The sequence below is a fragment of the Mesorhizobium loti genome, assembly GCF_013170705.1.
GTDB lineage: Bacteria > Pseudomonadota > Alphaproteobacteria > Rhizobiales > Rhizobiaceae > Mesorhizobium > Mesorhizobium loti_D.
On record NZ_CP033334.1, the window covers coordinates 3635148 to 3659634 of the forward strand.

Genomic DNA, 24487 nt, shown 5'->3' on the forward strand with positions numbered 1-24487 from the left:
CGCTTACAGGGAGGAATTCAAGATCATGATGCAGGCAGGTATTTTCACGGGCTATTTCCCGTACGGCCTCGAAGAGACGGCGAAGAAGATCCGCGGCCTCGGTTTCAACACGGTGCAGCTCGATCTCCACTTCAAGGATGTCGACCTGTCGGCCGGACAGATCACGCAGGACAAGGCGAAGAAGGTCCGCGACGTCTTCCGCGACCACAACCTGCCGGTCTGCTGCGTGTCGGGCTACACCAACATCATCCATCCGGACAAGGCCGAGCGTGACAAGCGCGTCGGCTATCTCAAGGAGATCATCCGCAACGCCCGTCATTTCGGTTCGCCTTACGTGATCTCGGAGACCGGCACCTACAACACCGAATCCGACTGGGTCCATCATCCCAAGAACAAGACCGAGGAAGGTTTCGAGGAATGCCGCAAGGTGATCGCGGACCTCGCGCAGACGGCTTATGACCACGGCGCGGTCTTCCTGCTCGAAACCTATGTCAACAACGTCGTCGGCTCGGTCGAGGAGACGGTGAGGATGTTCGCGCAGGTCGACCACCCCGGCCTTGGCTTGCTGATGGACCCCACCAATTATTTCGAGACGCACAACATCGACAGGATGGACCAGATCCTGAACCAGGTGTTCGACACGCTGACCGACAAGATCAAGATCGCGCACGCCAAGGACGTCAAGCGCTCGGGCGATGACAAGTCGGAGAAGCACGCCGATATCGGCGACGCCGATGCGATGGAAAGCCATACGTTCCGCGGCGTCGGCGAGATCGAACTGCCGGCGCCGGGCCTCGGCTCGCTGAACTATGATCTCTATCTCAAGCGGCTGGCTGAGAAGCATCCGAACATCCCGGTGATCATCGAGCATCTGTCGGAGGACGACGTGCCGCGCGCCAAGAAATTCCTCGACGGGAAATTCCGCGCCAACGGCCTTTGATGATTGTTTCGCGCTGCCGGTTCGCGGCCGCTCGGCTCCAAACAAGGGAGGAAAGAATGTTGAAATTCGCTTGGAAATTGGCGGCCGCGGCGACGGTGCTCGCCGGCGTGGCCCTCGGCACGACGGCGCAGGCGGCGGAGGGCCAGAAGACCTTTTATCTGCTGTCGCATGGCGGCCCCTCGGATGCGTTCTGGATCGACTGGAACGCCGGCGCGACCAAGGCCTGCGACCAGCTCAAGGTGACCTGCAAGATCTCTTTCAGCGGTGGCGACATGGCGGCGCAGAAAGAGGCGTTCAACTCGGCGCTCGCCGCCAAGCCCGACGGTATCGCCACAACCTCGGCGCAGCCGGGGCTTTGGACAGAGGAGGTCAAGGCTGCAAAGGCTGCCGGCATCCCGATCGTGTTCTTCAACACCGACGATCCGGCGACGGGCCGCCAGGCCTATGTCGGCGCCGACCTCAAGGAAGCCGGCGCGGTCTGGGCCAAGTACCTGGTCGACCACAAGATGGTGAAGCAGGGCGACAAGGTGTTCCTGCCGGTGGAAGTTCCCGGCGCCAGTTATCAGCAGTTGGAGACGGAAGGCATCGCAAGCGTTTTCGATCCGTTGGGGATCAAATACGACGTCGTCGATTGCGGCACCGATCCGGCCGGCATCATCGCCAAGATGACCGACTATATGGTGGCCAACAATCCGCCGGCGATCATCGCGCTCGGCGATTCCGTGGCGGCCAGCGTGAAGCGGGTGTTCGACGGTGCCGGCGTGCCGGCCGGCAAGATCCCGGTCGTCGGCTGGGGCAATTCCAAGGAGACGGCGCAGGCCGTCAAGGACGGCTTCGTCAACGCTGCCGCCTGGCAGTACCCGTCGGCGCAAGGCTTCATGCCGGTGGCGTTGCTCGGGCTGGCCGCATCGGGTGAGCCGATCGGCTACGACATCCACACTTTCGGTCTCTACGACGCCTCCAGCGTCGACCCGATCCTGAAGCTCTACGACAAGAAATGATAAAAGCAGCGCCCGCTGCGAAAGCGGCGGGCGTCTTTCAAGCATGGTTCAAACAGTCATGACGATCGCCGCAGAAGACGAGATGCCTGTCGGGAAACGCAGATCGAGCCTGATACGCTCGCCGCAATTTTCCTCGCTCGTCATCCTCATTGTCCTGCTGGCGGTGTTCGCCATCGCCGACCGCAACTTCCTGTCGCCGCTCAACATCTCCAACATGATGGCGTTCCTGCCCGAGCTCGGCATCATCGCGCTCGGCATGACGCTGCTTCTGACGGCGGGCGAATTCGACCTGTCCGTCGGCGCGGTGTTCGGACTGGCGCCGGTGGTGGTGATGCTGCTGGTGCAGAACGGGGGATTGGATATCGGCATCGCCCTTCTGGCCGGCCTTCTCCTGTGCATCGCGATCGGCGCCATCAACGGGCTGATCGTCACCAAGATCGGCATTTCGTCTTTCCTGGTGACGCTGTCGATGCTGCTCGTCGTACGCGGCGCGGCCCTCTACATCACGCAAGGGTTCCCGCTGAAATCCTGGGACCAGCCCGGCTTTTTCGTGACCCTGCTGGCGGGCAGCTTCAATGTCGGTTCGTTCCGCTTCTATACCTCGCTGTGGTGGTTCATCGGCCTGTCGCTGTTTGCCATCTACATCCTGCGCTACGCCAAGCTCGGCAATTGGATCAGCGCCATCGGCTCCAACCGCAACGCGGCGGTGGCGCGCGGCGTGCCGGCGGACGCCGTCAAGATCTGGCTGTTCATCGCGACCTCGGTGCTGGCCGGTCTTGCCGGCATGATCAGCGCCTTCCGCATCTCCGCCGCTTCGCCGGTGGCCGGTACCGGCTACGAACTGGAAGTCATTGCCATGGTGGTGGTCGGCGGCACGGCGCTGACCGGCGGGCGCGGCACCATCCTCGGTACCATCGTCGGCGCGCTGATGCTGCGCGCCATCCGCAACGGCATCGTGCTGATCGGCGTGCCGGGGCTGGCCTACAACATCTTCGTCGGCCTCATCATCCTCGCCATGCTGATCCTGCACGCTTTGCTGCAGAAGAACGCCGCAAGGAGCTGATAATGGACGTGCTTCGGCTGCAGAATTTGCAGAAATCCTTCGGCAGCGTGCGTGCGCTGAAGAATGCCTCGCTGACGCTCAGGGAAGGCGAAGTGGTGGCGCTGCTCGGCGACAATGGCGCCGGCAAATCGACGCTGATCAAGGCGATCTCGGGCGTGTTCCCCGTCGACCGAGGCGACATCTATGTGCGCGGCGAAAAGGTCTCGATCCGCTCGACCCGCGATGCGATGGACCTCGGCATCGAGACCATCCATCAGGACACGTCGCTGGCGCCGGATCTCAGCATCGCGCGCAATCTTTTCCTCGGTCGCGAGCCGGTCAATTTCGGCTGGCTCGGCGTGTTCGCGCCGCTCGATCTCGCCAAGCTGCGCAAGGCCGCTTCCGAACTGCTCAAGCGCGTCGGCATCTCGAAGAAACTCGACGCCGATGCGCTGGTTTCGACGCTGTCGGGCGGCGAACGCCAGTCGATCGCCATATCGCGCGCCATGCAGTTCGCCGCCAAGGTGATCATCCTCGACGAGCCGACCAACAATCTCGGCGTCGAGGAGACCCATGGCGTGCTGCGCTTCGTCAAGGAAGTGCGCGACGCCGGCCATTCGGTGCTTTTGATCACCCACAACATCCACCACGTGTTCCAGGTCGCCGACCGCATCATCGTCATGCGGCGCGGCGAAATCGTCGCCGAACAGATCGTCGCCGACACCGACCTCTTGACCGTGGAAAGCATCATCACCGGCGCCGACATGTCGGCCTTGCTCAAAGAGGCGAGGGCAAAGTGAAGGGCGTCGCATGGTAGAGCTTTACGGCAAGACGCTGTCGCGGAGGCAAGTGGCGGAGCGATCCGGCATGCTGTCGCAATTCGCCGGCGTGCGGCTGATGACGCTTGGCGACGGCGTGGAGCGCGGCATCCGCATGCTGGAGTTCCGCACCGGCTCGGGCCTGCGCTTCACGGCGCTGGTCGACCGGGCGCTTGATATCGCCGATTGCGAGTTCAAGGGCCAGGCGATCGGCTGGCATTCGCCGAGCGGCTTCCGCCATCCGGGTCTGCACGACTATGAGGGAGAGAGCGGACTCGCCTGGGCACGCTCCTTTTCCGGGCTGCTCGTCACTTGCGGCCTCGACCACATATTGGGCCGAGAAGAGGTGCCGGCCGAAAACTACAACTACCCCGGCAAGAGTACCGTCACCCATTCGCTGCACGGCCGCGTCGGCACCATTCCGGCACGGCTGACCGGCCATGGCGAGCGCTGGGAGGGCGACCGCTGCGTGCTGTGGGCCGAAGGCATCGTTCAGCAGTCGGCGGTGTTCGGCGAGGATCTGCATCTCATCCGTCGCATCGAAGCCGATGTCGGCGGCAACGAGATCCGGCTTTCAGACCGTGTCGTCAATCACGGCTTCAACCGCACGCCGCATATGTATTTCTACCACATCAATGTCAGCCATCCCCTGCTCGACCAGGGTTCGCGCTATCTCGCGCCGATCCGCGACGTGGTGTGGGCCGGTCATGCCGGCGAGCGCTACAAGGCGCAGAAGGTCGGATATCGCACAGCGCCGGAACCGCGAATGGGGTTCAGCGAGCAGGTCTGGCAGCATGAGATGGGCGCCGACGCAAAGGGCGAGGTTCCGGTGGCGGTGGTCAACGACCGCCTCGGACTCGGTTTCGAAGTGGTGACGCGCAAGGACCAGCTGCCTTGTGCCTATCAATGGCAGAATTTCCAGGCCGGGCAGTATGCGTTGGGCATGGAGCCTTCGACCCATCATGTGCTCGGCGATCTCGCCGCGCGCGACCGCGGCGAGATGATCTGGCTGGAGCATGGGGAAAGCCGGGCCTACGATGCGGTGTTCCGGGTGCTCGACGGTGCGGGTGAGATCGCGGCCGCCGAAAACCGGATCGCGGCCATCGCCCGGCAGCCGGAGCAGGATTACCCGCAGCCTTCCGGCAATTTCCCAAGACTGGCGGGCAGGGCATGAGCGCTACATTTATCCAAAGCGAGCCTTCCGGCCGGCGGACCGGATTGCCAGCGGTGCATGACGATTGGAGGTCGATGTGACGACGATGGCAAAAAAGCGCGATTACAGCCTGGTCGGCGAAAGCACACGCAGGGCGATCGAGACCGGCCTGGCCTCGGCCGAGTGGTACCACACCGACGTGCCGCGCAAGGCGATGAAGGAACTGATGCAGCGCTCCGATGGCCCGGCGATCCGCGACACGGTGATCTGGCTCGCCGCGATCCTGGGTTCGGCCGCCGGCATCGTCTGGTTCTGGGGCACTTGGTGGGTGGTGCCGTTCCTGTTCGTCTATGGCGTGCTCTACGGCTCGTCGAGCGATTCGCGCTGGCACGAATGCGGCCACGGCACGGCCTTCCGCACGCGCTGGATGAACGATGTCGTCTACCACATCGCCTCCTTCATGCTGATGCGCAATCCCGTGCAATGGCGCTGGAGCCATGCCCGCCACCATACCGACACCATCATTGTCGGCCGCGACGCCGAGATCGCCGTGATGCGTCCGCCGGATTTGTTGAAGGCGGCGCTCGCCTTCACCGGCATTCTCGATTTCCGCTATTCGCTGCCGACGCTGGTGCGCCAGGCCTTCGGCACGCTGTCCGCGGAGGAGAAGAGCTACATCCCCGAAATGGAACAGCACAAGGCCGTGGTCGCCGCCCGATGGCACGTGGCCATATATCTCGCGACGATCGTTCTTGCGATCGCGCTGAGGTCATGGATACCGCTGGTGCTGATCGGCCTGCCGCGCCTTTACGGCACCTGGCACATGGTGACGACCGGCCTGCTGCAGCATATCGGCCTTGCCGACAATGTCGTCGACCACCGGCTCAACACGCGCACCGTCTACATGAACCCAATCAGCCGGTTCATCTACTGGAACATGAATTACCATGTCGAGCACCACATGTTCCCCATGGTGCCGTATCACGCGCTGCCCAGGCTGCACGAGCTGATCAAGCACGATCTGCCTGAGCCGAACCCGTCGATGTGGCATGCCTATCGCGAGGTCTGGCCGGTCCTGCTCAGGCAGCTGAAATACGAGGATTTCTACCTCAAGCGCGAATTGCCGCCGACGGCCAGGCCCTATCGCGGCGAGTTCCACGAGGTCGATATGTCGGCGGCCGCCGAATAACGATCGCGAGTGTTGGCAGGAGACTGAAAGATGGCCGATTGGGTTGAAGCGTGCGCGGTGGACGACGTCGAGGAGGAGGATGTCATCCGCTTCGACCATGGCGGCCGCACCTTCGCGGTCTACCGCTCGCCGGATGATCAGTTCTTCGCCACCGACGGCTATTGCACGCATGAGAAGGCGCATCTGGCCGAGGGGCTGGTGATGGACGACATCATCGAATGCCCCAAGCATAATGGCCGCTTCAACTACAAGACCGGCCAGGCCAAGGGCGCGCCGGTCTGCGTCAATCTCGCGACCTATCCGGTGAAGGTCGAGGCCGGTAAGGTGATGATCCAGATTTGACGCGCGGCAACCGACCCAGCACGTGGCAAGCAACAGAGGGGATGTTTTAATGAGCCGAAAGAGACCGACCGTCGCCGATCTGCGCGCCATGAAGGGCAAGCGCCAACTGACCATGCTGCGGGTGCTGACGCTCGACGAGGCGGAGGCCGCCGAACGGGCAGGGGTCGACATCGTCTCGGTGCCGCCCGAACTGGTGCTTAACCCGCAATATCGCGATGCCGCGCCCAGCCTGTTCACCATGCCGGGCGAGAATTTCTTCGAGATCGGCACGGCGGATGATTTCCTGCGCTGGGCGTTCCGGCTCTACAAGGCCGGTGCCGACGCCGTCTATTGCAGCGCCGGCCATGCCACGATCAAACGGATGGCCGACGATGCCATTCCCGTCATCGGTCATGTCGGCCTCATTCCATCCCGCGCCACCTGGACCGGCGGCTTCAAGGCGGTCGGCAAGACCGCCGATACCGCTCTTCAGGTCTTCGAAGCGGTGAAGCAACTGGAGGCCGCCGGCGCCATCGGCGCGGAGATCGAGGTGGTGCCGGTGGAGGTTGCCAAGGCAATCTCGGAGCGGACCTCGCTGATCATGCTGTCGATGGGGGCGGGCACCGGCTGCGATGCGCAATATCTGTTCGCCGAGGATATCCTTGGCCAGAACCGGGGTCACATGCCGCGCCACTCCAAGGTCTATCGCAATTTCGCCGCCGAATATGACCGGCTGCAGGCGGAGCGGGTGGCGGCATTCTCCGAATATGTCGCCGACGTCAACAGTGGCGCCTATCCGGAGGACAGGCACATCGTGCACATGGACCCGGCCGAGCTCAGCCTGTTCATGAAAAAGGTAGACGCAAGGAGCTGATTATTCGGCTTCCTGGCTGACCATTGCCGCGCCTTGCCACGCTCCATCGGCGAGCATGGCGTGGAGCAGCTCGGCGTCGGTTCCCAGCGGCCGGTCGTCTTTCAGCATCGATACATGCGCGCGCACCGCCGCATAGATCGAGCCAGTGCGTGGCCCCAGCGTCGACCCTTCACGCAGGTCGACGGCCTGGGCGGCAGCCATCAGCTCGAAGGCTATCAGCCGCCGCCATAGCGCGATCATCCCGGCGCATTTCGCAACGGCGAGGGGGGACTGGGTCGCATGGTCCTCGACACCTTCCGATACCGGCAGGAAGTCGAGCATCACAGGATTGGCCTTGTGGCGAATGGCGGCCAGGATCGATGTCGCCGTCTTCTGCAGGGGCACGAAGCCGGCCGACGCGCCGCCGACCGGCGACAGATATTTCGCCAGGCCGTTGCGTCCCGAGCCGGTGAGCTGAATGAAGCGGGCGACGCTCGCGGCGGCGCATTGCGCGATCGCCAGGCTGAGTGTCTCGAAAGCGAGCGAAAGGGCGGCCGTGTGGAAATTGCCGGTCGACAGCACCAGTTCGTCATCGCCCAGCACCAGCGGGTTGTCGGCGGCGGCATTAAGCTCGATCTCGACGGCACGTTTAGCCTGGCCGATCGCCTCGATCAGCGCGCCGTGGATCGACGGCATGCAGCGGATCGACAGCGGATCCTGCAGGGTGGTCGGCGCCGGCGGCTCGTCGCGGGCCAGCAGATCATGCAATATCTTGGCGGCTTCCTGTTGGCCGGCCGCCGGGCGTGCCATGTGCAGGCGCGGATCGAGGATGGTGCGGTTGGCGCCAAAACCTTCCATGGTCAGCGCGCCGGCCTGCTGCTGCTGGGCAAGCGCCGACAGCGCGTCAGTTACCGCAAGCGCGCCGCAGCCGGAGGACACCGCCGATGCGTTGATCAGCGACAGCCCGTCCTTGGGTGCCAGGCTGATGGGCGCGAGGCGGCCCATCATCAGCGCCTTGGCCGCCGGCATGCGACGGCCCTGATAGTCGACTTCGCCTTCGCCGATCAGCACACGGGCAAGCGCGGTCATCAGCACGAGGTCGCCGGCGCCGATCGAGCCGAGTGACGGCATGACCGGATGGACACCGGCATTGAGCACGTCGACCAGAGCGACGAAGACAGCGGGAGAGAGGCCGGAGCCGCCGGCCGACAGCATCGCCAGGCGAGCGACCATTGTTGCCCGCACCGCCTCAACCGGCAGCGCCTCTCCGACCGCGCCGCTGCGCCCTTCCAGCAATTGCCGCTGGAAGGCACTGGCGTCGCCCTCGACCGCCGTGCCGAGATTGGCGCCGAGCCCGGTGTTCAGCCCGTATATGGGCTGGCCGGAGGCAGCGGCCTGGTCGAGCACTTTGCGTGCCTTGTCCAGCCTGCCGAGGACATCGGGGCCGATCTCCACCTTGCGGGCTCCGCGGGCGACGGTGGCGATATCGCCGACACTGACGGCGGCTCCGGTGAGGACGAGCGCGCTCATGCGAAACGCAGCCTCTGGCCGATGCCTTTTTCTCCTGCCTTGGCCAGCATCGCCTTGCCGAGCGCAATGTCGGACAGCGACAGGCCGCGATGCCAGAACAGGATGGTCTCGTCGTCGCTTTGCCGGCCCGGCTTGAGGCCGGCGGCGATCTGGCCAAGCTCGGCATGCAGCGTCTTTTCGCTGAGCCGTCCGGTCTCGACATGGGCGCGCAGCGAACCGAACTTGCCGCCCTTGCACTGGCCCCAGTCGTCGACCACCATCTTCTGCATGATGTCGGTCAGCGACAGCTCCACCGCGCTCATCGTGCCATAGGGTACGACCAGGGCGCCGGGCTTGATCCATTCGGTCTTGAGCAGCGGCTGAGGCTCCGGCAGCCGCGAGGCCTCGACAACGATGTCGGCGCCTTCGATGCAGCTCTTCCAGTCGGCGACCGCCGTCACTTTCTTGCCGAGGTCGCCGGAGAGCTTGGCGGCAAAGCCGTCCCGGCTTTCCGGGCGGCGCGAATGGACGCGGATCTCGTCGAAGTCGAAGAGATGGTCAAGCAGGCGCACGTTCCAATAGGCGGTGCCGCGCGCGCCGATATGGGCGAGCACCTTGGAGTTCTTGCGTGCCAGATGCTTCGCGCCGATCGCTGTGACGGCGCCGGTGCGCATGTCGGTGATGACGGTGGCATCGAGGATGGCACGCGGCGTGCCGGTGCGCGGATCGAACAGGTTCAGAATGCCGAATTCAGAGGGCAGGCCATGCAGATAGTTGTCGACGTAGTCGCCGACGATCTTCACGCCCGCCGCGTCGAGTGGCGCCACATAGCCGCGCAGCACATTGAAATGGCCGTGGAAGGATGGGTCCGGTTCCAGGTGAACACGCGGTTCGATCACGGTCTGGCCCTTGCCCTGAGCGACCAGACCGGCCTCGACGGCGGCAATGATTTCGCCGTCGGTCATGGCAAGCGCATCGATGTCTAGAGCATTGAGATAGTCGATGTAGATGGGCTTCATTTATGCGCGCCCTTTCCTCGGTCGCCCCGCCCATCCCATAGCAGGCCGCGAGGCGACACGAAAGTTTGTTGCGCTGGCTATGGACGCAGTCGGCCAAATGCTGTTCAACCCGGTTCCGACATGACTGCCATTCCCGAAACTGAAGCCTTGCCGGCAACGGCCACCAGTGCGCGGCGCGTGGCGCTGATCGTCGCCATCGCCTTCTTCATGCAATTGCTGGATTCGACGATCATCTCGACCTCGTTGCCGCAGATGGGTGCCTCCTTCGGCGTGCCGGCGGTGGTGATGAGCATCGGCATCACGGTCTACATGCTGACCATGGCTGTTTTCGTGCCGCTGTCCGGCTGGCTTGCCGACCGGTTCGGCGCGCGCAACATTTTTCTCGTGGCGATCGCGCTGTTCACGCTGGCCTCGCTTGCCTGCGGCTTTTCGGAAAACCTGCCCCAATTTGTCGCTGCTCGCGCCGTGCAGGGGCTGGGCAGCGCGCTGATGACGCCGGTCGGCCGCATTCTTGTCCTGCGCAATGCGTCGAAGTCCGAGCTGCTCAACGCCACCGCGCTGATCACCTGGCCGGCGCTGTTCGCGCCCGTGGTCGGGCCGGTGCTCGGCGGCTTCATCACCACCTACCTGTCCTGGCACTGGAATTTCTTCATCAACGTGCCGCTTGGGCTGATCGGGCTGGCGCTGGTCGCCCGCTTCATTCCGGGCGACCGGGAAGCCGATCCCAAGCCGCTCGACTGGCCGGGGTTTTTCCTGACGTCGCTCGGGCTCGCCTGCCTGCTCTACGGCCTCGAGCGCATCGCGCATCCCGAGGACGGCCCGCGGCCGACGGTGCTGCTGATCGCGGCGGGCATCGTCATCGGCTGGCTGGCGGTGCGGCATCTGCGGCGCGCGACTCATCCGCTGCTCGATCTCTCCTCGTTCAAGGTGCTGACCTTCGCCATCTCGACACTCGCCGCGGGCACCATATTCCGGATGGCGATCAACGCCACGCCGTTCCTGCTGCCGCTTTTGTTCCAGGTTGGCTTCGGCCTCTCGCCCGTCGATGCCGGCTTGATGATCCTGGCCTATTTCCTCGGCAATCTCGGCATGAAGACGATAACGACGCCAACGCTGCGGCGTTTCGGTTTCCGCCCGGTGATGGTCGTCAACGGCATCATCGCCTCGGCCTCGATCATGGCTTGCGGAGCGATCTCGCCGCAGACGCCGCAGGCGCTGGTCGTGGTCCTGATGCTGATCGCCGGCCTGTCGCGGTCGATGCAGTTCACCGCGCTCAACACCCTGGCCTTCGCCGATATCGATGCGGCGCAGCGCAGTTCGGCGGCGACGCTGTCGTCCATGCTGCAGCAGGTGGCGATGCTGTTCGGCGTCGCGGTGGCGGCGGCGATCCTGAACCTGTCGCAGATCGCCAGGGACCGGCCGGCGCTCGATCTCGTCGATTTTCGAATCGCCTTCCTGGCGATCGGTGTCATCGGCCTGGTCGCGGCATTGCGTTTTCTCGTGCTGCCGCCCGCCGCGGGAGCCGAGGTTTCCGGCCACGCGCCGGCGAAATGAACTCCAATTTTTCGCCCGATGCGGAGATAAATTCCGCCCCATCCCTTCGCCTTGATGCAGCGCTTTCGTAAATGACGGCGATGGCGCAATCGGTTGCCAAAAATGCAGGAGTTTCCGCGCATTGCGCCAGTTTCGGCAATCAATGTGTCCACCCGGTGAATATCGACATCCGCCGGTGTTCCAAGCGCGGATTCATTTGACGAACCGGCGCTGAGCCGATTAGCTTTTGCTTTCGGGATGGCAGCGCTGCCATCGGGGCAAATGCAGACATGAACACGACCGGCTGGCTAAATCCCAGGAGCCTGAATCAGGAAGGCATTGTCTTTGCCATTGCCGTGGTGCTGTTCGTTGCGGCGGCAATGGGGCTGCCGGGCTTTATCGATCCCAACAACCTCGTCGCCATTGTCCGCTCGGTGTCGGTGCTGGGCATATTGGCGCTCGGCATGGCTGTCGTCATCATCGGCCGCGGTATCGACCTGTCCGCGGTGGCGATCATGGCGATGTCGGTCGCCTGGTATCTGCAGCTGCTCAACACGGGGACGTCGGACGGGCTGGCCTTCGCCTATGTGCTGGCCGGCGTGCTCGCCATCGGGCTGCTCAACGGCTTTCTCGTCGCCTATGCCGACGTGCCGGCGATTTTCGTGACGCTGGCCACCGGCTCCTTCGTCTTCGGCTATGTGCGCTCGCAACTGATCACGCAGGATGCGGTGCCGGTGCCGCAGGGACATTGGGTCGAACTGCTCGGCGGCCTGCGCTTCCTCGATATCCCGATCGAGGTGTTCGTCTTCGCGGGCCTCGCCTTCCTGTTCTTCCTCTTCCTGCGTTACACCAAATGGGGGCGCTACATCTATTTTGCCGGCGACAACCCGGTCGCGGCCCGCAACATCGGCATCCCGGTGCGGCCGATGCTGGTGCTGCGCTACGTGCTGTCTGCCTTCGTTGCCCTGATCGCCGGCCTGCTGACGGCGGCCAGCCTGCATTCGATCAACACGCGTGTCGTCAATTCGACGCTGCTCTACGACATCGTGCTGGTGGCTGTGATCGGCGGGATCGGCCTCTCGGGCGGGCGGGGCGGGGTGCGCAACGTGCTGGTTGGAGCGGCGCTGATCGGCATCCTTCTCAACGCCATGACCATCATCGACATTCCGCTGCTCTACCAGAACCTGATCAAGGCAGCGATCCTGCTCGGCGCCATCATCGTCGACGGCATCATCAATCCACGCGACGAACAGACCGCGCAACAAGGCGACATTTAGGGGTACCCGGAACGATCGCGACGATCGGCCGGCAATGACAGTCGAAACAGAGGACGTGACATGAAACTGATCAGAACACTGATGGCCGCCGCCACGGCGCTGGCCGTTACCGCCTTCGTGGCGCCGACCTTCGCCGCCGATGATCCGGGTCCGGCCGCCTATGCGCAGGCGCTCAAGGGCAAGCGCGTCATGCTGGTGCCGCTGGCGATGGGCTTCGACCTGGCGCAGGGCTGGGCGCATTACCTGAAGAAGGAAGTCGAGGCCTGGGGCGGCGTGTTCGAGACTCGCGATCCGAACTGGGTGGTCGATGCGGGCGCGCAGGCTATCACCGACGCTATCTCGTCCGACACCAGGCCCGACGTGCTGATCATCCATGCGCCGGACCTCAACTCCTATTCCAAGCTGATGAAGAAGGCGCAGGCCGCCGGCACCTATGTGCTTCTGGTCGACAACCCCGCCAACTTCCCGGCCGATGCCTTCGTCGGCAGCGACTGGGACAGGCTCGGCCAGCTCGAGGCCGAAGCGGCGATCAAGGGCTGCGGCGAAAACTCGTCGAAGAAGATCGGACTTGTGCAGGGCGACCAGGCGAACTCTTCCAGCCTCTATCAGTATGCCGGCATCATGAAGGTGCTGGACAAGCATCCTGACTTCAAGGTGGTGGCCAAGCCCGACTCCAACTGGGACGCGACGACCTCGCGCAACGTGACGACGACGATGCTGCAGCAGAACCCGGACATCTGCTCGATCATCGATTTCTGGGACGGTGACGCCACCGGCGCATCGGCCGCGATCCGAGACGCCAAGCTCGACGGCAAGGTGTTCCTCGTCACCACCGGCGGCGGCGAGAAGGCGGCCGATTGCGACAAGCTGCAGGACGGCACCTATGGCGCCGTGGTGATGACCGATCTCGCCCGCCAGTCGGGCGACATGAACGCCATCATCAAGTTCCTGCTGCAGAGCGGCCAGCCAGCCGGCACCTCGCACACCTATATCTATACGCTCGAGAAGGCGACGACCAAGGCCGATCTCAAGCCCGACAGCTGCTGGGACCTGAAGGCGCTGCAGGCCGAAGCGGCGGCGAAATAAACCGCACGTTCCCGACAGATATCAATGAGGTGGCCGGATTGCCCGGCCACCTCTTTCTCGTACCGCAGTGAGCCGATGTCCTTTCGCGAACGCCTTCAGTCCTGGCGCTACAATCTCGTGCCCGACCATCTGGTCGGCGAGATCCTGACCAAACGCTGGACCGACAATGCCATTCCGTTCCTGGCGCTGGTGGCAACGCTCGGCGTGTTCGGCTCGATCATTCCGGGTTTCTTCAAACTGACGTCGCTGCAGGAATCGACCCGCCAGCTCGGCGAATTCTCCATGGTGGTCACCGGCATGACGGTGGTGATGCTGGGCGGCGGCATCGATCTCTCGGTCGGCTCGATCTTCGCGCTGTCCTGCTTCTCGGCTGTCTACGTGTTCTTCATCCTCGAACAGTCGATCTGGCTGGCGCTGGCCGCTTCGCTCGCCACCGGGCTCGTCTTCGGCGCCATCAACGGCTACCTCGTCGGATATCTCAGGCTTCGCGCCTTCCTCACCACGCTGGTCACCTTCATCTTCGGTCGGGCATTGTTCGACATCCTCGTCACCACCTACGCCGCCGACGTGCAGCTTTCGACCGCCACGTCGGATGTGCTGGATTTCATCGGCGACAGCACCTTCTGGGGCCTCTCGGTCTCGGTCTGGCTGGCGATCATCCTCGCCGTCGTCACCCATATCGCGCTGACGCGCTCGCGGCCGGGATGGCATGTGCTGGCTGTCGGCGGCTCCCGGCGCTCGGCGCACAATGCCGGCATCCGCGTGCGCCGCACCGTGTTCATGACCTATGTCTTCTCGGGTTTCTGCGCCTCGATCGGCGGTTTCCTCATTGCCTGCCGCTTGAGCGGTGCAGGGCCGGGCACCGGCCTCAACCTCGAGATCATGGCGCTGACGGCGGCGGTGGTCGGCGGCGTCAGCCTCGGCGGCGGGCGCGGCTCGGTGATCAAGGGACTGATGGGCGCCATCATCGTCTTGACCATGACCAACGGGCTGATCCGGCTGGGCTACGGCACCGGCACCAACCAGATGGTGCTCGGCATCATGCTGGCGGTGGCGGTGACCATCGATATCCGCTGGCTGAAGAACCGCCACAAGGTGCTCAACGAAGTCTATGTCGCGCCGGTCTATCTCAAGATGGGCGAGACACAGTCCGCGGTGCCGGGCTCCGGCACGCCTTACGAGCTCGACAACCGCCTGTCCGCGGCCGATCATATCGGGCTCGGTGAGCTGGAAGGGCCCGAGGATGTCATCCTCGACCGTGACGACAATCTCTATTGCGGCACCCGCCATGGCGAGATCGTCCGCTTCTTCGCGCCGGACTATGTGAAATCTGAAGTGTTTGCCCATATTGGCGGCTTTCCGCTGGGGCTCGCCTTCGACAAATCGGGCAATCTGATCAGCTGCGTCGGTGCCATGGGGCTTTATTCCGTTTCGCCGGACCGGGAGGTGAAACGCCTTTCGGCCGAGACGTCACGCTCCTGGACCTCGATCGTCGACGATGCACGGCTGCGCGATCCCAATGATTGCGACATCGCGCCGGATGGCCGCATCTATTTCACGGATTCAACGAAGCGCTACGACGCGCATGACTGGGCGCTGGACTCGATCGAGAACCGCGCCACCGGGCGCCTGCTGGTCTACGACCCCAAGGACGGTTCGACGAAGACGCTGCTCGACGGCTATCGCTACACCAATGGTGTGTGCATGGCTCATGACGGCAAGTCGCTGTTCTTCGCCGAAAGCTGGGCCTGCCGCGTGCATCGCTATTGGCTGGAAGGGCCGAAGGCCGGCACCGCCGAATGCGTCATCCGCGACATGCCGGGCTATCCCGACAACATCAACCGGGCGTCGGACGGCAATTACTGGATGGCGTGGCTGGGCATGCGCACGCCAAGCTTCGACCTGTCGCTGCGCCATCCCGACATGCGCAAGCGCATGACGCGGCGGCTGCCGCAGGACGAGTGGCTGTTCCCCAACATCAACACCGGCGGCGTGGTGAAATTCAACGAGAAGGGCGGGATCGTGGAGGCACTCGGCGACCTCACCGGCGATGCGCATCCGATGGTCACCTCGATGCGCGAGCACAAGGGATATCTTTTCGTCGGCGGCATCCTCAACAACCGCATCGGCCGCTACAGGATTTCGGGTGCCGACCCGAACTGGACCAGCCCCGCTTCCTATTGGGGAGCAAAGCCATGATCCTCGATCCGATCCTGGATATGTTTCGCGGCAAGGCGGTCACCATCCCGCCGCTCGACGGCGCCTTCCGGCCCAACACGCGGCTCGATGACGAGCCTGCGTTTGCCGAACTGACCGAGCCGGACAATCTGCTGGCCTCCGGTGAGAGGTTGCTCGCCTCAAGCGGCAACGCCGTCTGTTCGCTTGGCGCCGGAGCCGAGCCCAAGGTTGTCGAGACCTTTGCGTCCCCCGTCTCGGCACTGGCGCTGTCGCCGTCGGGTGAACTGACGGTGGCGCTCGAGAGCGGCAAGCTGCTGATATCGGGCAAGGAGGTATCGCTGCCGACGGATGTGCGTTGCATCACGGCACTTGCCTATGCCGATGACGGCACGCTCTGGCTGGCCAATGGTTCGGCTGAGCATGCGCCATCGCAATGGGCCGCCGACCTGATGAAGAAGGGGGCGTCCGGTTCGCTGTGGCGATGTGGCCCGGGAGCGATCGGCTTCCAGAAAGTTGCCGGCGACATCGCGTTCCCCAACGGTCTGCATCCGGCGGGCGAGGGCGTTCTGGTGAGCGAAAGCTGGCGCCACCAGCTCATCCGTTTCAGCAGCGCGACACGTAATCGTTCGACGGTGCTGACACATCTGCCCGGCTATCCCGCGCGACTCGCGCCGGCGCGCGATGGCGGGGCGTGGCTGACCTTGTTCGCGCCGCGCAACCGGCTGATCGAGTTCGTCTTGCAGGAGACGCATTACCGGCAGGACATGATTGACCAGGTCCCGCCGGCCTACTGGATCGCGCCGGCGCTGGCCTCCAACCGCAGCTTCCTCGAACCACTGCAATGCGGCGGCATCCGCACCATGGGCATCCACAAGCCATGGTCGCCGAGCCGCTCCTACGGGCTGGTGGTCAGACTGGATCAGAACATGCAGCCGCAGTTCAGCCTGCACAGCCGCGCCAATGGCACGCGCCACGGCATCTGCAGCGTGGTGGAAAAGGACGGCAAGTTGTTCATCGCCTCCAGGGGCGGCGACTGTGTGCTTGCCGTCGATACGGGAGGTTTCTGATGGAACCGATCGTTCGCCTGGAGAATGTCACCAAGAATTATCGCGGCGTGCCGGCGGTGAAAAATGTCAGCTTCGACCTGCGCAAGGGCGAGATCCACGCGCTGCTCGGCGAGAATGGTGCCGGGAAATCGACGCTGACCAAGATCATCGCCGGCGTCGTCGACGCCACCTCCGGCAAGATGTTCCACAAGGGGCGCGAGATCGCCTACGCCTCGCCGCATGCGGCACTCGAGGCCGGTATCGCCATGGTGTTCCAGGAGACCAGCCTGGTGCCGTCGATGACGGTGGCACAAAATCTTTATCTCGGTACTGAAAAATTCCTCAACCGGCTGCGCGGCACGTATATTTCAGCACAACAGTTCCTGCAGTCGCTGAATTTCCCGGTCGATCCGAACGCGATGGTGGCGACGCTGGGCGCGGCCAAGAGGCAAATGGTGGAGATCGCGCGTGCAGTGCACCACAATGCCGAGATCATCATCTTCGACGAGCCGACGGCAACGCTGACGCCGGAGGAGAAGCGGCATTTCTTCGCGCTGATCCGCCGGCTGAAAGCGAATGGGGTCTCGATCGTCTTCATCAGCCATGCGCTGGAAGAGGCGCTTGCCATCGCGGACCGCATCACCATTTTGCGCGACGGCGAACTGGTCGTCACCGACGATACATCCGCCTTCGACCGCGACAAGATCGTTGCCGCCATGGTCGGGCGCACCTTGTCGGGCCAGATCTACCGACAGCGCGACGAAGCCAGGCTGCGCAAGGCGGGCAAGAAGGTGTTGTCGGTGCAGGACATTTCGATGAGCAATGTCGTGCGCAACAATTCCTTCTCGATCTTCGAGGGCCAGATCACCGGTGTGTTCGGTCTCATCGGCTCCGGCCGCACCGAGACCTTCAAGATCGTGTCCGGTATCTACAAGCGGGATTTCTTGCGGGGTGGGGCGATCGAGCTCGATGACAGACCGGTGCGCTATCTCGTGCCGAGCGAAGCGGTGGCCGACGGGATCGTGTACGTAACCGAAGACCGCAAGAGCGAAGGCATTTTCGAGACGATGGGCATTGCCGAGAACCTTTTCGGCGGGCTGCTGGCGGCGGGCCGCGAAAAGGCCTGGGTGATCAATGCGCAGGAGATGCGGCAGCTGTCGGCGGAATGGACGAAGACGCTGAACATCAAGGCGATCAACGACAATGCGCGCGTGGTCGAGCTTTCCGGCGGCAACCAGCAGAAGGTGGTGATCGGCAAGGGGCTGGTGCAAAAGCCGCGCATTGTCATCTTCGACGAGCCGACGCGGGGCGTCGATGTCGGCGCCATCGCCGAGATCCACCAGATCATCAACCGGCTGGCCGACGAGGGACTGGCCGTCGTGGTGATCTCGTCCTACCTGCCGGAGATCATGAACCTGTCCGACCGGATCTTGGTCTGCCGCCAGGGCCGTATCGTCGAGGAGTTTTCGCCGGCGGAGGCGACGGAGGAGAAGATCATGTACGCGGCGGTGCATTAGGGTTCTGGCTGGTGTGTGCGTCGACAATTGGCCGAGGCGTCTCTCCCTTCGTCATCCACGGGCGACGCTGGGTTGCTCTGCCAACCTCGGCGTCCGTGCTGTTCCGAGCCAAAAACTGAATCGGACAAACCGGTTAGCCGTCTATGCGCATCACTTGATTCAACGACCTAATTCATCGATCGAAACGGAAGGACCACACCATGGCAACGACAAGACTCCTCAGCGATGCCGAGGTCGAAAAAATCCCTGATGTGAAGGCCGTGTTCGACGATATCCGGGCGACGCGCAAATCCGACTTCGTCAACAATTTCTGGCGTGGGCTGGCCAATGATCCGGTGTCGCTGAAGCGGGTTTGGGAGCAGCTCAAGGTGGTGATGGTGGCCGACAGCGCCATCGATCCACTGACCAAGGAGATGATCTATATCGCCGTCTCGACCGCCAATGGCTGCTCCTACTGCGTCCATTCGCACACGGCGGCGGCGCGGGCCAAGGGGATGACCGATGCGCAGCATGGCGAGCTGGTGTCGATCATCGGGCTGGCGGGGCAGACCAACCATCTGGTCACGGCGATGCAGATCCCGGTCGACCCGCAATTCGAGGTGAGGTGAGCGTGATTTCCCGCCGCGCCGCCGCAAGATCGTGAGCGCGGCTGTTCTGTAGCCTAGCAGTGGTAAGTGGCTGAAATCCGGTCGCTTTCCACGCTGCGCCGGTTGCCGCCGGCTACCCTTCGCCAGCCGCTGCCCGCAATTGCGCGGTTTATCCCAGCGGCTGTTAAGGAAGTGACATGGAACGGCACTAAGGAAGCCCCATGCGATGCCGCTCGCCGGGGGGCTCGGCTCGCATGCTGGAGCCGACATGAAAATCGTTCAGATCACAGACACCCATTTCAGCCCGACCAAACCGCACTTCAACGGCAATTGGCAGCCGCTGGCCGCCTGGATCGAGCAGAGCGGCGCCGACCTTGTCATCCACACGGGCGACCTCAGCGTCGACGGTGCCGACCGGGACGACGACATCGCCTTCTGCATGGATCTGATGCGGGAGATCCCGAAGCCGATGCTGCTGGTGCCCGGCAATCACGATGTCGGCCATCTGCCCGGCTCGCTGCAGCCGGTCAATGCCGGACGCCTCGAGCGCTGGCGCCGGCTGGTTGGCCCCGACTACTGGATGGAGGACACCGGCACCTGGCGTCTCATCGGGCTCGACAGCCTGCTGATGGGTTTTGACGATGCCGAGGAAGAGGCGCAGTTCGAATGGCTGCGGAGCGCGCTGGAAAGCCGCGCCGGCCGGCGCGTCGCGCTCTTTGCCCACAAGCCGCTCTTCATCGACGAGCCCGGCGAGGGCGACACGGGTTACTGGAGTGTCAGGCCGGCGCAGCGGCAGCGTCTCTATGACCTGATCGGCGCCCACGATGTCGCGCTGTTCGCCAGTGGTCACCTGCACCGGGCATGGCAGGGCGAATATGAAAACACGTCGCTTGTATGGGGTCCGTCGGCGGCCTTCGTCGTCGGCGACATGGAGCGTGATATGCCGGGCGAGCGGCTGCTTGGCGCCGTTGTGCATCAATTCGGCGACACGGTCGCCAGCGAGATCGTCGCCATCCCGGGCATGACGGCCCATGTCCTGGATGACGTAGTCGAGGAGGTCTATCCGCACGAGGCGCACAAGGTTCGCAAGAAGGTCGCGTCATGAGCGCGCTTTCGCTTCGCGGCGTCAAAAAGTCGTTTGGCGGCAATGCCATTCTGAACGGCATCAGCCTTGATGTGGAGCCCGGCGAGCTCATCGCGCTTGTCGGTCCCTCCGGATGCGGCAAGAGCACCTTGCTGCGCATCCTGGCGGGGCTCGACCATGCGGACAGCGGCGAGATCTTCGTCGGCGACAGGGACATGTCGCCGGTTGCCGCGGCCGACCGCAACATCGCCATGGTGTTCCAGTCCTACGCGCTCTATCCGCATCTGACGGCCGGCCAGAATATCGCCGTGCCGCTTGCCATGAAGCGGCTGAGCCGGTCGCAGCGCCTGCCGCTCGTTGGCTCGCTGCTGCCCGGCCAGAAAGAGATCCGCACCGGCATTGCGCGCGATGTGCGCGAGATGGCGGGTCTGCTGAAGATCGATCATCTGCTTGACCGCAAGCCGGGGCAGATGTCCGGCGGCCAGCGGCAGCGTGTCGCCTTGGCGCGTGCGATGGTGCGCCATCCCAGCATCTTTCTGATGGACGAGCCGCTCTCCAATCTCGATGCCAATCTGCGCGTCCATGCCCGCGGCGAGATCGTCGAACTGCACCGCCGCGCCGGCGTGCCGACGCTCTATGTGACGCACGACCAGGCCGAGGCGCTTTCGATGGCTGACCGTGTGGCGGTGATGATCGGCGGCAATCTGCTGCAACTCGCCGCGCCCGACGTGATCTACAACGATCCCGCCCATATCGAGGTCGCGCGCTTCGTCGGCCAACCGAGGATCAACATCATCCAAGCACAGGCCGAAAGCGGCCGTGTCGGCTTCGAGGGCATCCGGCTGGCCCTGCTGGAAAAGGTTGCGACCGGGCCGGTCAGTCTCGGCATCCGGCCCGAATTCGTAAGACTTTCCCCCAGCGGCAGGAGCGGCCTTGCCGGACGGATCGAGCGCCTCGAATTCCTCGGCTCGGAAGTCATTGCCCATTGCCGCCTCGACGCCTCCGGCGACATCATCGTCGCCAAGCTGGCGCCGCACGAGGCGAGGGACCTGATTGCCGGAATGAAGGTGGGCATCCTTCTGGCCCCTGAACAGGCGATGGTCTTCGGGCCGGAGGGAAAGCGGCTGCGCATCGCGGCGGGCGCGCGGCAGGAGCCGGCCTATGTCTAGCGTTGCGCTGGCCGGCAATGTCCGGAGCGCGGCGGCGCTGCGCGCGCGCAGCGAGGACCGGACCGCCTGGCTGCTGGCGGCGCCGGCCATCGTGCTGTTGCTGCTGTTCGTGCTGTTGCCGGTGGCTGCCGTCATCTTTCTCGGCTTCACCGATTTCGAGCTCGGCTACGGCAAGTTCCGCTTCGTCGGCTTCGAGAATTACGCACATCTCCTGAACGACCGCACCTTCCGCCGGTCGTTGTGGAACACCTCGGTCTATACGGCCATTGTCGCGCCGGTCTCGATCGTGCTTGGCCTGGGCGTTGCCCTGCTGATCGAAGGCGAGGGCCGGGCGCGCGGCTTTTTCCGCACCGTCTATTTCCTGCCGGTCGCCTCGCTGATCGTCGCCATGGCGACCGTCTGGCAATACATCTTCCACCCGACGATCGGGCCGCTCAACGCGCTGCTTTCGCTAGCCGGCATTCCCGGCCCGAACTGGCTCGGCGCGTCGAACACCGTGCTTTACAGCCTGTCGATCATCGGCATCTGGCAGTCGGTCGGCTTCAACATGGTGCTGTTCCTGGCGGGCCTGACGGCGATCCCGCGCGAACTCTATGCCGCCGCTCACGTCGACGGCGCGAAATCGGCGCTCGACCGGTTCTTCCTCGTCACCTGGCCGATGCTCGGGCCGACGACGCTGTTCGTCGTCACCATCAGCATCACCAATGCGGTGAAGGTTTTCGAAACGGTGAAGATGCTGACCGATGGCGGCCCCAACAAGGCCTCCGAAGTGCTGCTTTTCACTATTTACCAGGAAGGTTTCGTCTATCTGCGCGTCGGCTACGCCTCGGCGATGACGGTCGTCTTCCTCGCGATCCTGGTCGTGCTGATGCTGCTGCAATACCGCGTCCTCGACCGGCGGGTGCACTACACATGAGCAGCGTTCCGGCCGGCCGCGTCATCCGCTTCGCGCTGCTTTCGCTCGGCGCGCTGATGATCCTTGCGCCCTACATCTTCATGATCTCGACAGCGGGCAAGACGCAGAGCGATATCTTCACCTCGTCGCTGTCGCTCGTTCCGCGGCATTTCTACTTCGCCGAGAATTTCGCCAAGGCGTTTGCCAAGGTGCCGATGGCGACACTGCTGTGGAACGGCGTTGTCGTGTGCGGCGTGATCTTCTTCTTCCAGGTCGTGGTGGCGATTCCGTGCGCCTATGCGATGGCCAAGCTGAAGTTCCGGGCCGCGCGGCTGATGATGGTGCTGGTCATGCTCGGCCTGCTGGTCCCGATCCACGCGACGGCGCTGCCGCTCTATGTCGCCTTCGACAGGATGTCGCTGCTCAACAGCTACACCTCGCTGGTCGCGCCTTTCACCATATCGGTGTTCGCGATCTTCATGTTCCTGCAGTTCTTCCGCGCCATGCCCGACGACCTGCTGCACGCCGCACGGCTCGACGGCATGTCCGAACTCGGCATCGTCGCCCGCGTCATCGTCCCCAATGCGTGGCCGGCGGTCACGGCCTTTGCGATCTTTTCCGTCGTCGCGCACTGGAACGATCTCTACTGGCCGCTGATCGTCGTCAGCAAGCAGGCTTACGCGACGCCGCCGCTCGGCCTGATGTATTTCCGCGCCGCCGAGGCCGGCGACGACTACGGCGCGCTGATGGCCGCCACGCTGATCATCACCCTTCCTCTCGTCGCCGCGTTCCTGCTGGCGCAGAAGCGTTTCGTCGAGGGCATCACCATGACCGGTCTCAAAGGCTGAGCTTGCCAACAACTGACTGGGCCAACAAGGAGCACGAGCAATGAAGCATTTTTCCAGGATTTTCGCCGCGGCGGCGGTGTCGCTGGCGACGGCCATTCCGGCCTATGCCGAGACGACGCTGACGGTTCACTACCCGATGCCCGGCTTCTTCAAGAACGTGATGGACACGATCTCGAAGAAGTTCATGGAGGAAAACCCCGATATCAAGATCCAGTTCGCCAGCCCGTCGGCGACCTATGAAGAAGGCATCCAGACCATTCTTCGCCAGGCCGGCACCGACGAGATGCCCGACATCACCTTCATCGGCCTCAACCGCCTGCGCATGCTGAACGAACGCGACGTTGCCGTCGATCTCGGCCCGTTGGTCAAGAAGGAAGGCAACATGGCGGAGCTCGGCTTCTCCGACACGATCCTGAAGCTGGCGCAGGTCAACGGCAAGCAGGTCGGCCTGGCCTTCGCCACCTCCAACCCGATCATGTATTACAACGCCGACCTGGTGAAGGCGGCCGGCGGCGATCCGGACAATCCGCCCAAGACCTGGGACGAGGTGATCGCGCTCGGCGGCAAGATCAAGGCGCTCGGCAATGGTGTCGACGGCATCGACTTCCGCTGGCAGGGCGATGACTGGATGTTCTCGGCGCTGCTGTTCGGCGCCGGTGGCAAGATGCTGAACGAGGACGAAAGCAAGGTCGCCTTCAACGGACCCGAAGGCGAGAAGGCGGTGGAGATCCTGGAACGGATGGTGAAGGAGGGCGGCATGCCGGTCTTCACCAAGCCGGCGGGCGAGCAGGCTTTCGCGGCCGGCAAGGTCGGCTTCGAATTCCAGACCACCGGTGCGCTGGTCAACACCATCAAGAATGTGGGCGACAAGTTCACGCTGCGCACCGCCAAGATCCCGCTGATCGATCCGGTCAACGGCCGTCTGCCGACCGGCGGCAACGCCGTGGTCATCCTGACCAAGGATACGGCCAAGCAGGAGGCTGCCTGGAAGTTCGCGAAATTCGCCGCCGGCCCCTATGGCGCTTCCGTCGTCGTGCCGGGCACCGGCTATGTCCCCAACAACGAGCTGGCGGCGAAATCTTCAGACTATCTCGGCGATTTCTACAAGAAGAACCCGCTGTTCCAGGCCGGGCTCAGCCAGATGCCGCTGATGGTTCCGTGGTACGCCTTCCCGGGCACCAACGGGGTGAAGGTCACGCAGACGATCGTCGACAATCTGTCGCGCATCGTCGACCAGTCGGCCTCGCCCAAGGAAGCGCTCACGGACGCGGCCAGCGACGTCGAAGGCATGCTGCCGACGCAGTAAGGGCTTAGGCGGGGACTTACCTTCTCCCCTTGTGGGAGAAGGTGGCCTCGCGAAGCGAGGTCGGATGAGGGGTGCTCCAGGGAACGCCAACGTCTCACTTCGCTGGAACACCCCTC

Annotated in this window: 22 protein-coding genes; 20 read left to right on the top strand and 2 right to left on the bottom strand. The window is 63.8% G+C overall.

Translation table 11 applies throughout. The annotated features are described in order from the left end of the window. The first annotated feature begins 25 nt into the window (after positions 1-25). The 8 genes from EB815_RS17755 (at position 26) to EB815_RS17790 (ending at position 7338) form a co-directional block, all read left to right on the top strand. The gene (locus EB815_RS17755) at positions 26-940 is read left to right on the top strand and encodes a sugar phosphate isomerase/epimerase family protein (RefSeq protein ID WP_056571731.1); all 915 of its coding nucleotides are present in this window, start codon (positions 26-28) and stop codon (positions 938-940) included. A gap of 56 nt (positions 941-996) precedes the next feature. Next, a complete protein-coding gene (locus tag EB815_RS17760) occupies positions 997-1941 on the top strand; it encodes a sugar ABC transporter substrate-binding protein (protein ID WP_056572147.1) in 945 nt (314 codons plus the stop codon). Positions 1942-1999: 58 nt separating this feature from the next. Beyond that, entirely contained in the window at positions 2000-3004 is a 1005-nt protein-coding gene (locus tag EB815_RS17765) for an ABC transporter permease (protein WP_244494088.1), read from the top strand. Continuing rightward, positions 3001-3783, top strand: a complete 783-nt coding sequence (locus EB815_RS17770; RefSeq protein ID WP_162258925.1) for an ATP-binding cassette domain-containing protein — start codon at positions 3001-3003, stop codon at positions 3781-3783. Before EB815_RS17765 ends, EB815_RS17770 begins: the two co-directional genes overlap by 4 nt. Before the next feature lie 10 nt (positions 3784-3793). After that, a complete protein-coding gene (locus EB815_RS17775; protein ID WP_056571737.1) occupies positions 3794-4975 on the top strand; it encodes an aldose 1-epimerase family protein in 1182 nt (393 codons plus the stop codon). Between the two features lie 85 nt (positions 4976-5060). Further along, positions 5061-6143, top strand: a complete 1083-nt coding sequence (locus tag EB815_RS17780; protein ID WP_056572152.1) for a fatty acid desaturase family protein — start codon at positions 5061-5063, stop codon at positions 6141-6143. Between the two features lie 30 nt (positions 6144-6173). Beyond that, positions 6174-6485: a MocE family 2Fe-2S type ferredoxin gene (locus EB815_RS17785; protein WP_056571740.1), complete on the top strand. Its 312-nt coding sequence runs from the start codon at positions 6174-6176 to the stop codon at positions 6483-6485. A 49-nt stretch (positions 6486-6534) separates the two neighbouring features. Further along, positions 6535-7338 carry a 3-methyl-2-oxobutanoate hydroxymethyltransferase gene (locus tag EB815_RS17790; RefSeq protein ID WP_056571743.1) on the top strand — a complete coding sequence of 268 codons (804 nt, stop codon included), beginning with the start codon at positions 6535-6537 and terminating at the stop codon, positions 7336-7338. Here EB815_RS17790 and EB815_RS17795 read toward each other — a convergent pair whose 3' ends face one another. Both EB815_RS17795 and EB815_RS17800 read right to left on the bottom strand, forming a co-directional pair. Continuing rightward, a complete protein-coding gene (locus tag EB815_RS17795; protein WP_056571745.1) occupies positions 7339-8847 on the bottom strand; it encodes an HAL/PAL/TAL family ammonia-lyase in 1509 nt (502 codons plus the stop codon). Beyond that, entirely contained in the window at positions 8844-9845 is a 1002-nt protein-coding gene (locus tag EB815_RS17800) for an ornithine cyclodeaminase family protein (RefSeq protein ID WP_065005347.1), read from the bottom strand. Before EB815_RS17800 ends, EB815_RS17795 begins: the two co-directional genes overlap by 4 nt. 120 nt (positions 9846-9965) lie before the next feature. Here EB815_RS17800 and EB815_RS17805 point away from each other — a divergent pair, with 120 nt between their 5' ends. The 12 genes from EB815_RS17805 to EB815_RS17860 all read left to right on the top strand — a co-directional run bounded on the left by EB815_RS17805 (position 9966) and on the right by EB815_RS17860 (position 24371). Further along, positions 9966-11399, top strand: a complete 1434-nt coding sequence (locus EB815_RS17805) for a DHA2 family efflux MFS transporter permease subunit (protein ID WP_056571752.1) — start codon at positions 9966-9968, stop codon at positions 11397-11399. A gap of 269 nt (positions 11400-11668) precedes the next feature. Next, the gene (locus EB815_RS17810) at positions 11669-12655 is read left to right on the top strand and encodes an ABC transporter permease (protein WP_065005348.1); all 987 of its coding nucleotides are present in this window, start codon (positions 11669-11671) and stop codon (positions 12653-12655) included. A gap of 60 nt (positions 12656-12715) precedes the next feature. Continuing rightward, complete coding sequence (locus EB815_RS17815; RefSeq protein ID WP_056571758.1) at positions 12716-13741, top strand: sugar ABC transporter substrate-binding protein; 1026 nt, start codon at positions 12716-12718, stop codon at positions 13739-13741. Between the two features lie 75 nt (positions 13742-13816). Beyond that, positions 13817-15940, top strand: a complete 2124-nt coding sequence (locus EB815_RS17820) for an ABC transporter permease (protein WP_056571761.1) — start codon at positions 13817-13819, stop codon at positions 15938-15940. Continuing rightward, positions 15937-16986: a hypothetical protein gene (locus tag EB815_RS17825; RefSeq protein WP_056571764.1), complete on the top strand. Its 1050-nt coding sequence runs from the start codon at positions 15937-15939 to the stop codon at positions 16984-16986. Before EB815_RS17820 ends, EB815_RS17825 begins: the two co-directional genes overlap by 4 nt. Beyond that, positions 16986-18482, top strand: a complete 1497-nt coding sequence (locus tag EB815_RS17830) for a sugar ABC transporter ATP-binding protein (protein ID WP_056571768.1) — start codon at positions 16986-16988, stop codon at positions 18480-18482. The genes EB815_RS17825 and EB815_RS17830 overlap by 1 nt, the downstream gene beginning before the upstream one ends. A 200-nt stretch (positions 18483-18682) precedes the next feature. Beyond that, entirely contained in the window at positions 18683-19090 is a 408-nt protein-coding gene (locus EB815_RS17835) for a carboxymuconolactone decarboxylase family protein (protein ID WP_056571771.1), read from the top strand. Between the two features lie 247 nt (positions 19091-19337). Continuing rightward, positions 19338-20174 (top strand): metallophosphoesterase family protein, encoded by an 837-nt coding sequence (locus EB815_RS17840; protein ID WP_056572154.1) that lies wholly within the window; start codon positions 19338-19340, stop codon positions 20172-20174. Continuing rightward, a complete protein-coding gene (locus tag EB815_RS17845) occupies positions 20171-21322 on the top strand; it encodes an ABC transporter ATP-binding protein (RefSeq protein WP_056571774.1) in 1152 nt (383 codons plus the stop codon). The genes EB815_RS17840 and EB815_RS17845 overlap by 4 nt, the downstream gene beginning before the upstream one ends. Next, a complete protein-coding gene (locus tag EB815_RS17850) occupies positions 21315-22238 on the top strand; it encodes a carbohydrate ABC transporter permease (RefSeq protein WP_056571777.1) in 924 nt (307 codons plus the stop codon). Before EB815_RS17845 ends, EB815_RS17850 begins: the two co-directional genes overlap by 8 nt. Then, positions 22235-23065 (top strand): carbohydrate ABC transporter permease, encoded by an 831-nt coding sequence (locus EB815_RS17855; protein ID WP_056571780.1) that lies wholly within the window; start codon positions 22235-22237, stop codon positions 23063-23065. The genes EB815_RS17850 and EB815_RS17855 overlap by 4 nt, the downstream gene beginning before the upstream one ends. A 40-nt stretch (positions 23066-23105) precedes the next feature. After that, on the top strand, positions 23106-24371 hold the full coding sequence (locus EB815_RS17860) for an ABC transporter substrate-binding protein (protein ID WP_056571783.1): 1266 nt from the start codon (positions 23106-23108) through the stop codon (positions 24369-24371). The last annotated feature ends 116 nt before the right edge of the window (positions 24372-24487 follow it).

What these genes read in the sequence shown, in the direction of transcription:
- EB815_RS17755 (WP_056571731.1), top strand. Translation starts at nt 26, where the DNA reads ATGATGCAGGCAGGTATTTTCACGGGCTATTTCCCGTACGGCCTCGAA.
- EB815_RS17760 (WP_056572147.1), top strand. Translation starts at nt 997, where the DNA reads ATGTTGAAATTCGCTTGGAAATTGGCGGCCGCGGCGACGGTGCTCGCC.
- EB815_RS17765 (WP_244494088.1), top strand. Translation starts at nt 2,000, where the DNA reads ATGACGATCGCCGCAGAAGACGAGATGCCTGTCGGGAAACGCAGATCG.
- EB815_RS17775 (WP_056571737.1), top strand. Translation starts at nt 3,794, where the DNA reads ATGGTAGAGCTTTACGGCAAGACGCTGTCGCGGAGGCAAGTGGCGGAG.
- EB815_RS17780 (WP_056572152.1), top strand. Translation starts at nt 5,061, where the DNA reads ATGGCAAAAAAGCGCGATTACAGCCTGGTCGGCGAAAGCACACGCAGG.
- EB815_RS17785 (WP_056571740.1), top strand. Translation starts at nt 6,174, where the DNA reads ATGGCCGATTGGGTTGAAGCGTGCGCGGTGGACGACGTCGAGGAGGAG.
- EB815_RS17790 (WP_056571743.1), top strand. Translation starts at nt 6,535, where the DNA reads ATGAGCCGAAAGAGACCGACCGTCGCCGATCTGCGCGCCATGAAGGGC.
- EB815_RS17795 (WP_056571745.1), bottom strand. Translation starts at nt 8,847, where the DNA reads ATGAGCGCGCTCGTCCTCACCGGAGCCGCCGTCAGTGTCGGCGATATC.
- EB815_RS17800 (WP_065005347.1), bottom strand. Translation starts at nt 9,845, where the DNA reads ATGAAGCCCATCTACATCGACTATCTCAATGCTCTAGACATCGATGCG.
- EB815_RS17805 (WP_056571752.1), top strand. Translation starts at nt 9,966, where the DNA reads ATGACTGCCATTCCCGAAACTGAAGCCTTGCCGGCAACGGCCACCAGT.
- EB815_RS17810 (WP_065005348.1), top strand. Translation starts at nt 11,669, where the DNA reads ATGAACACGACCGGCTGGCTAAATCCCAGGAGCCTGAATCAGGAAGGC.
- EB815_RS17815 (WP_056571758.1), top strand. Translation starts at nt 12,716, where the DNA reads ATGAAACTGATCAGAACACTGATGGCCGCCGCCACGGCGCTGGCCGTT.
- EB815_RS17820 (WP_056571761.1), top strand. Translation starts at nt 13,817, where the DNA reads ATGTCCTTTCGCGAACGCCTTCAGTCCTGGCGCTACAATCTCGTGCCC.
- EB815_RS17825 (WP_056571764.1), top strand. Translation starts at nt 15,937, where the DNA reads ATGATCCTCGATCCGATCCTGGATATGTTTCGCGGCAAGGCGGTCACC.
- EB815_RS17830 (WP_056571768.1), top strand. Translation starts at nt 16,986, where the DNA reads ATGGAACCGATCGTTCGCCTGGAGAATGTCACCAAGAATTATCGCGGC.
- EB815_RS17835 (WP_056571771.1), top strand. Translation starts at nt 18,683, where the DNA reads ATGGCAACGACAAGACTCCTCAGCGATGCCGAGGTCGAAAAAATCCCT.
- EB815_RS17840 (WP_056572154.1), top strand. Translation starts at nt 19,338, where the DNA reads ATGAAAATCGTTCAGATCACAGACACCCATTTCAGCCCGACCAAACCG.
- EB815_RS17845 (WP_056571774.1), top strand. Translation starts at nt 20,171, where the DNA reads ATGAGCGCGCTTTCGCTTCGCGGCGTCAAAAAGTCGTTTGGCGGCAAT.
- EB815_RS17850 (WP_056571777.1), top strand. Translation starts at nt 21,315, where the DNA reads ATGTCTAGCGTTGCGCTGGCCGGCAATGTCCGGAGCGCGGCGGCGCTG.
- EB815_RS17855 (WP_056571780.1), top strand. Translation starts at nt 22,235, where the DNA reads ATGAGCAGCGTTCCGGCCGGCCGCGTCATCCGCTTCGCGCTGCTTTCG.
- EB815_RS17860 (WP_056571783.1), top strand. Translation starts at nt 23,106, where the DNA reads ATGAAGCATTTTTCCAGGATTTTCGCCGCGGCGGCGGTGTCGCTGGCG.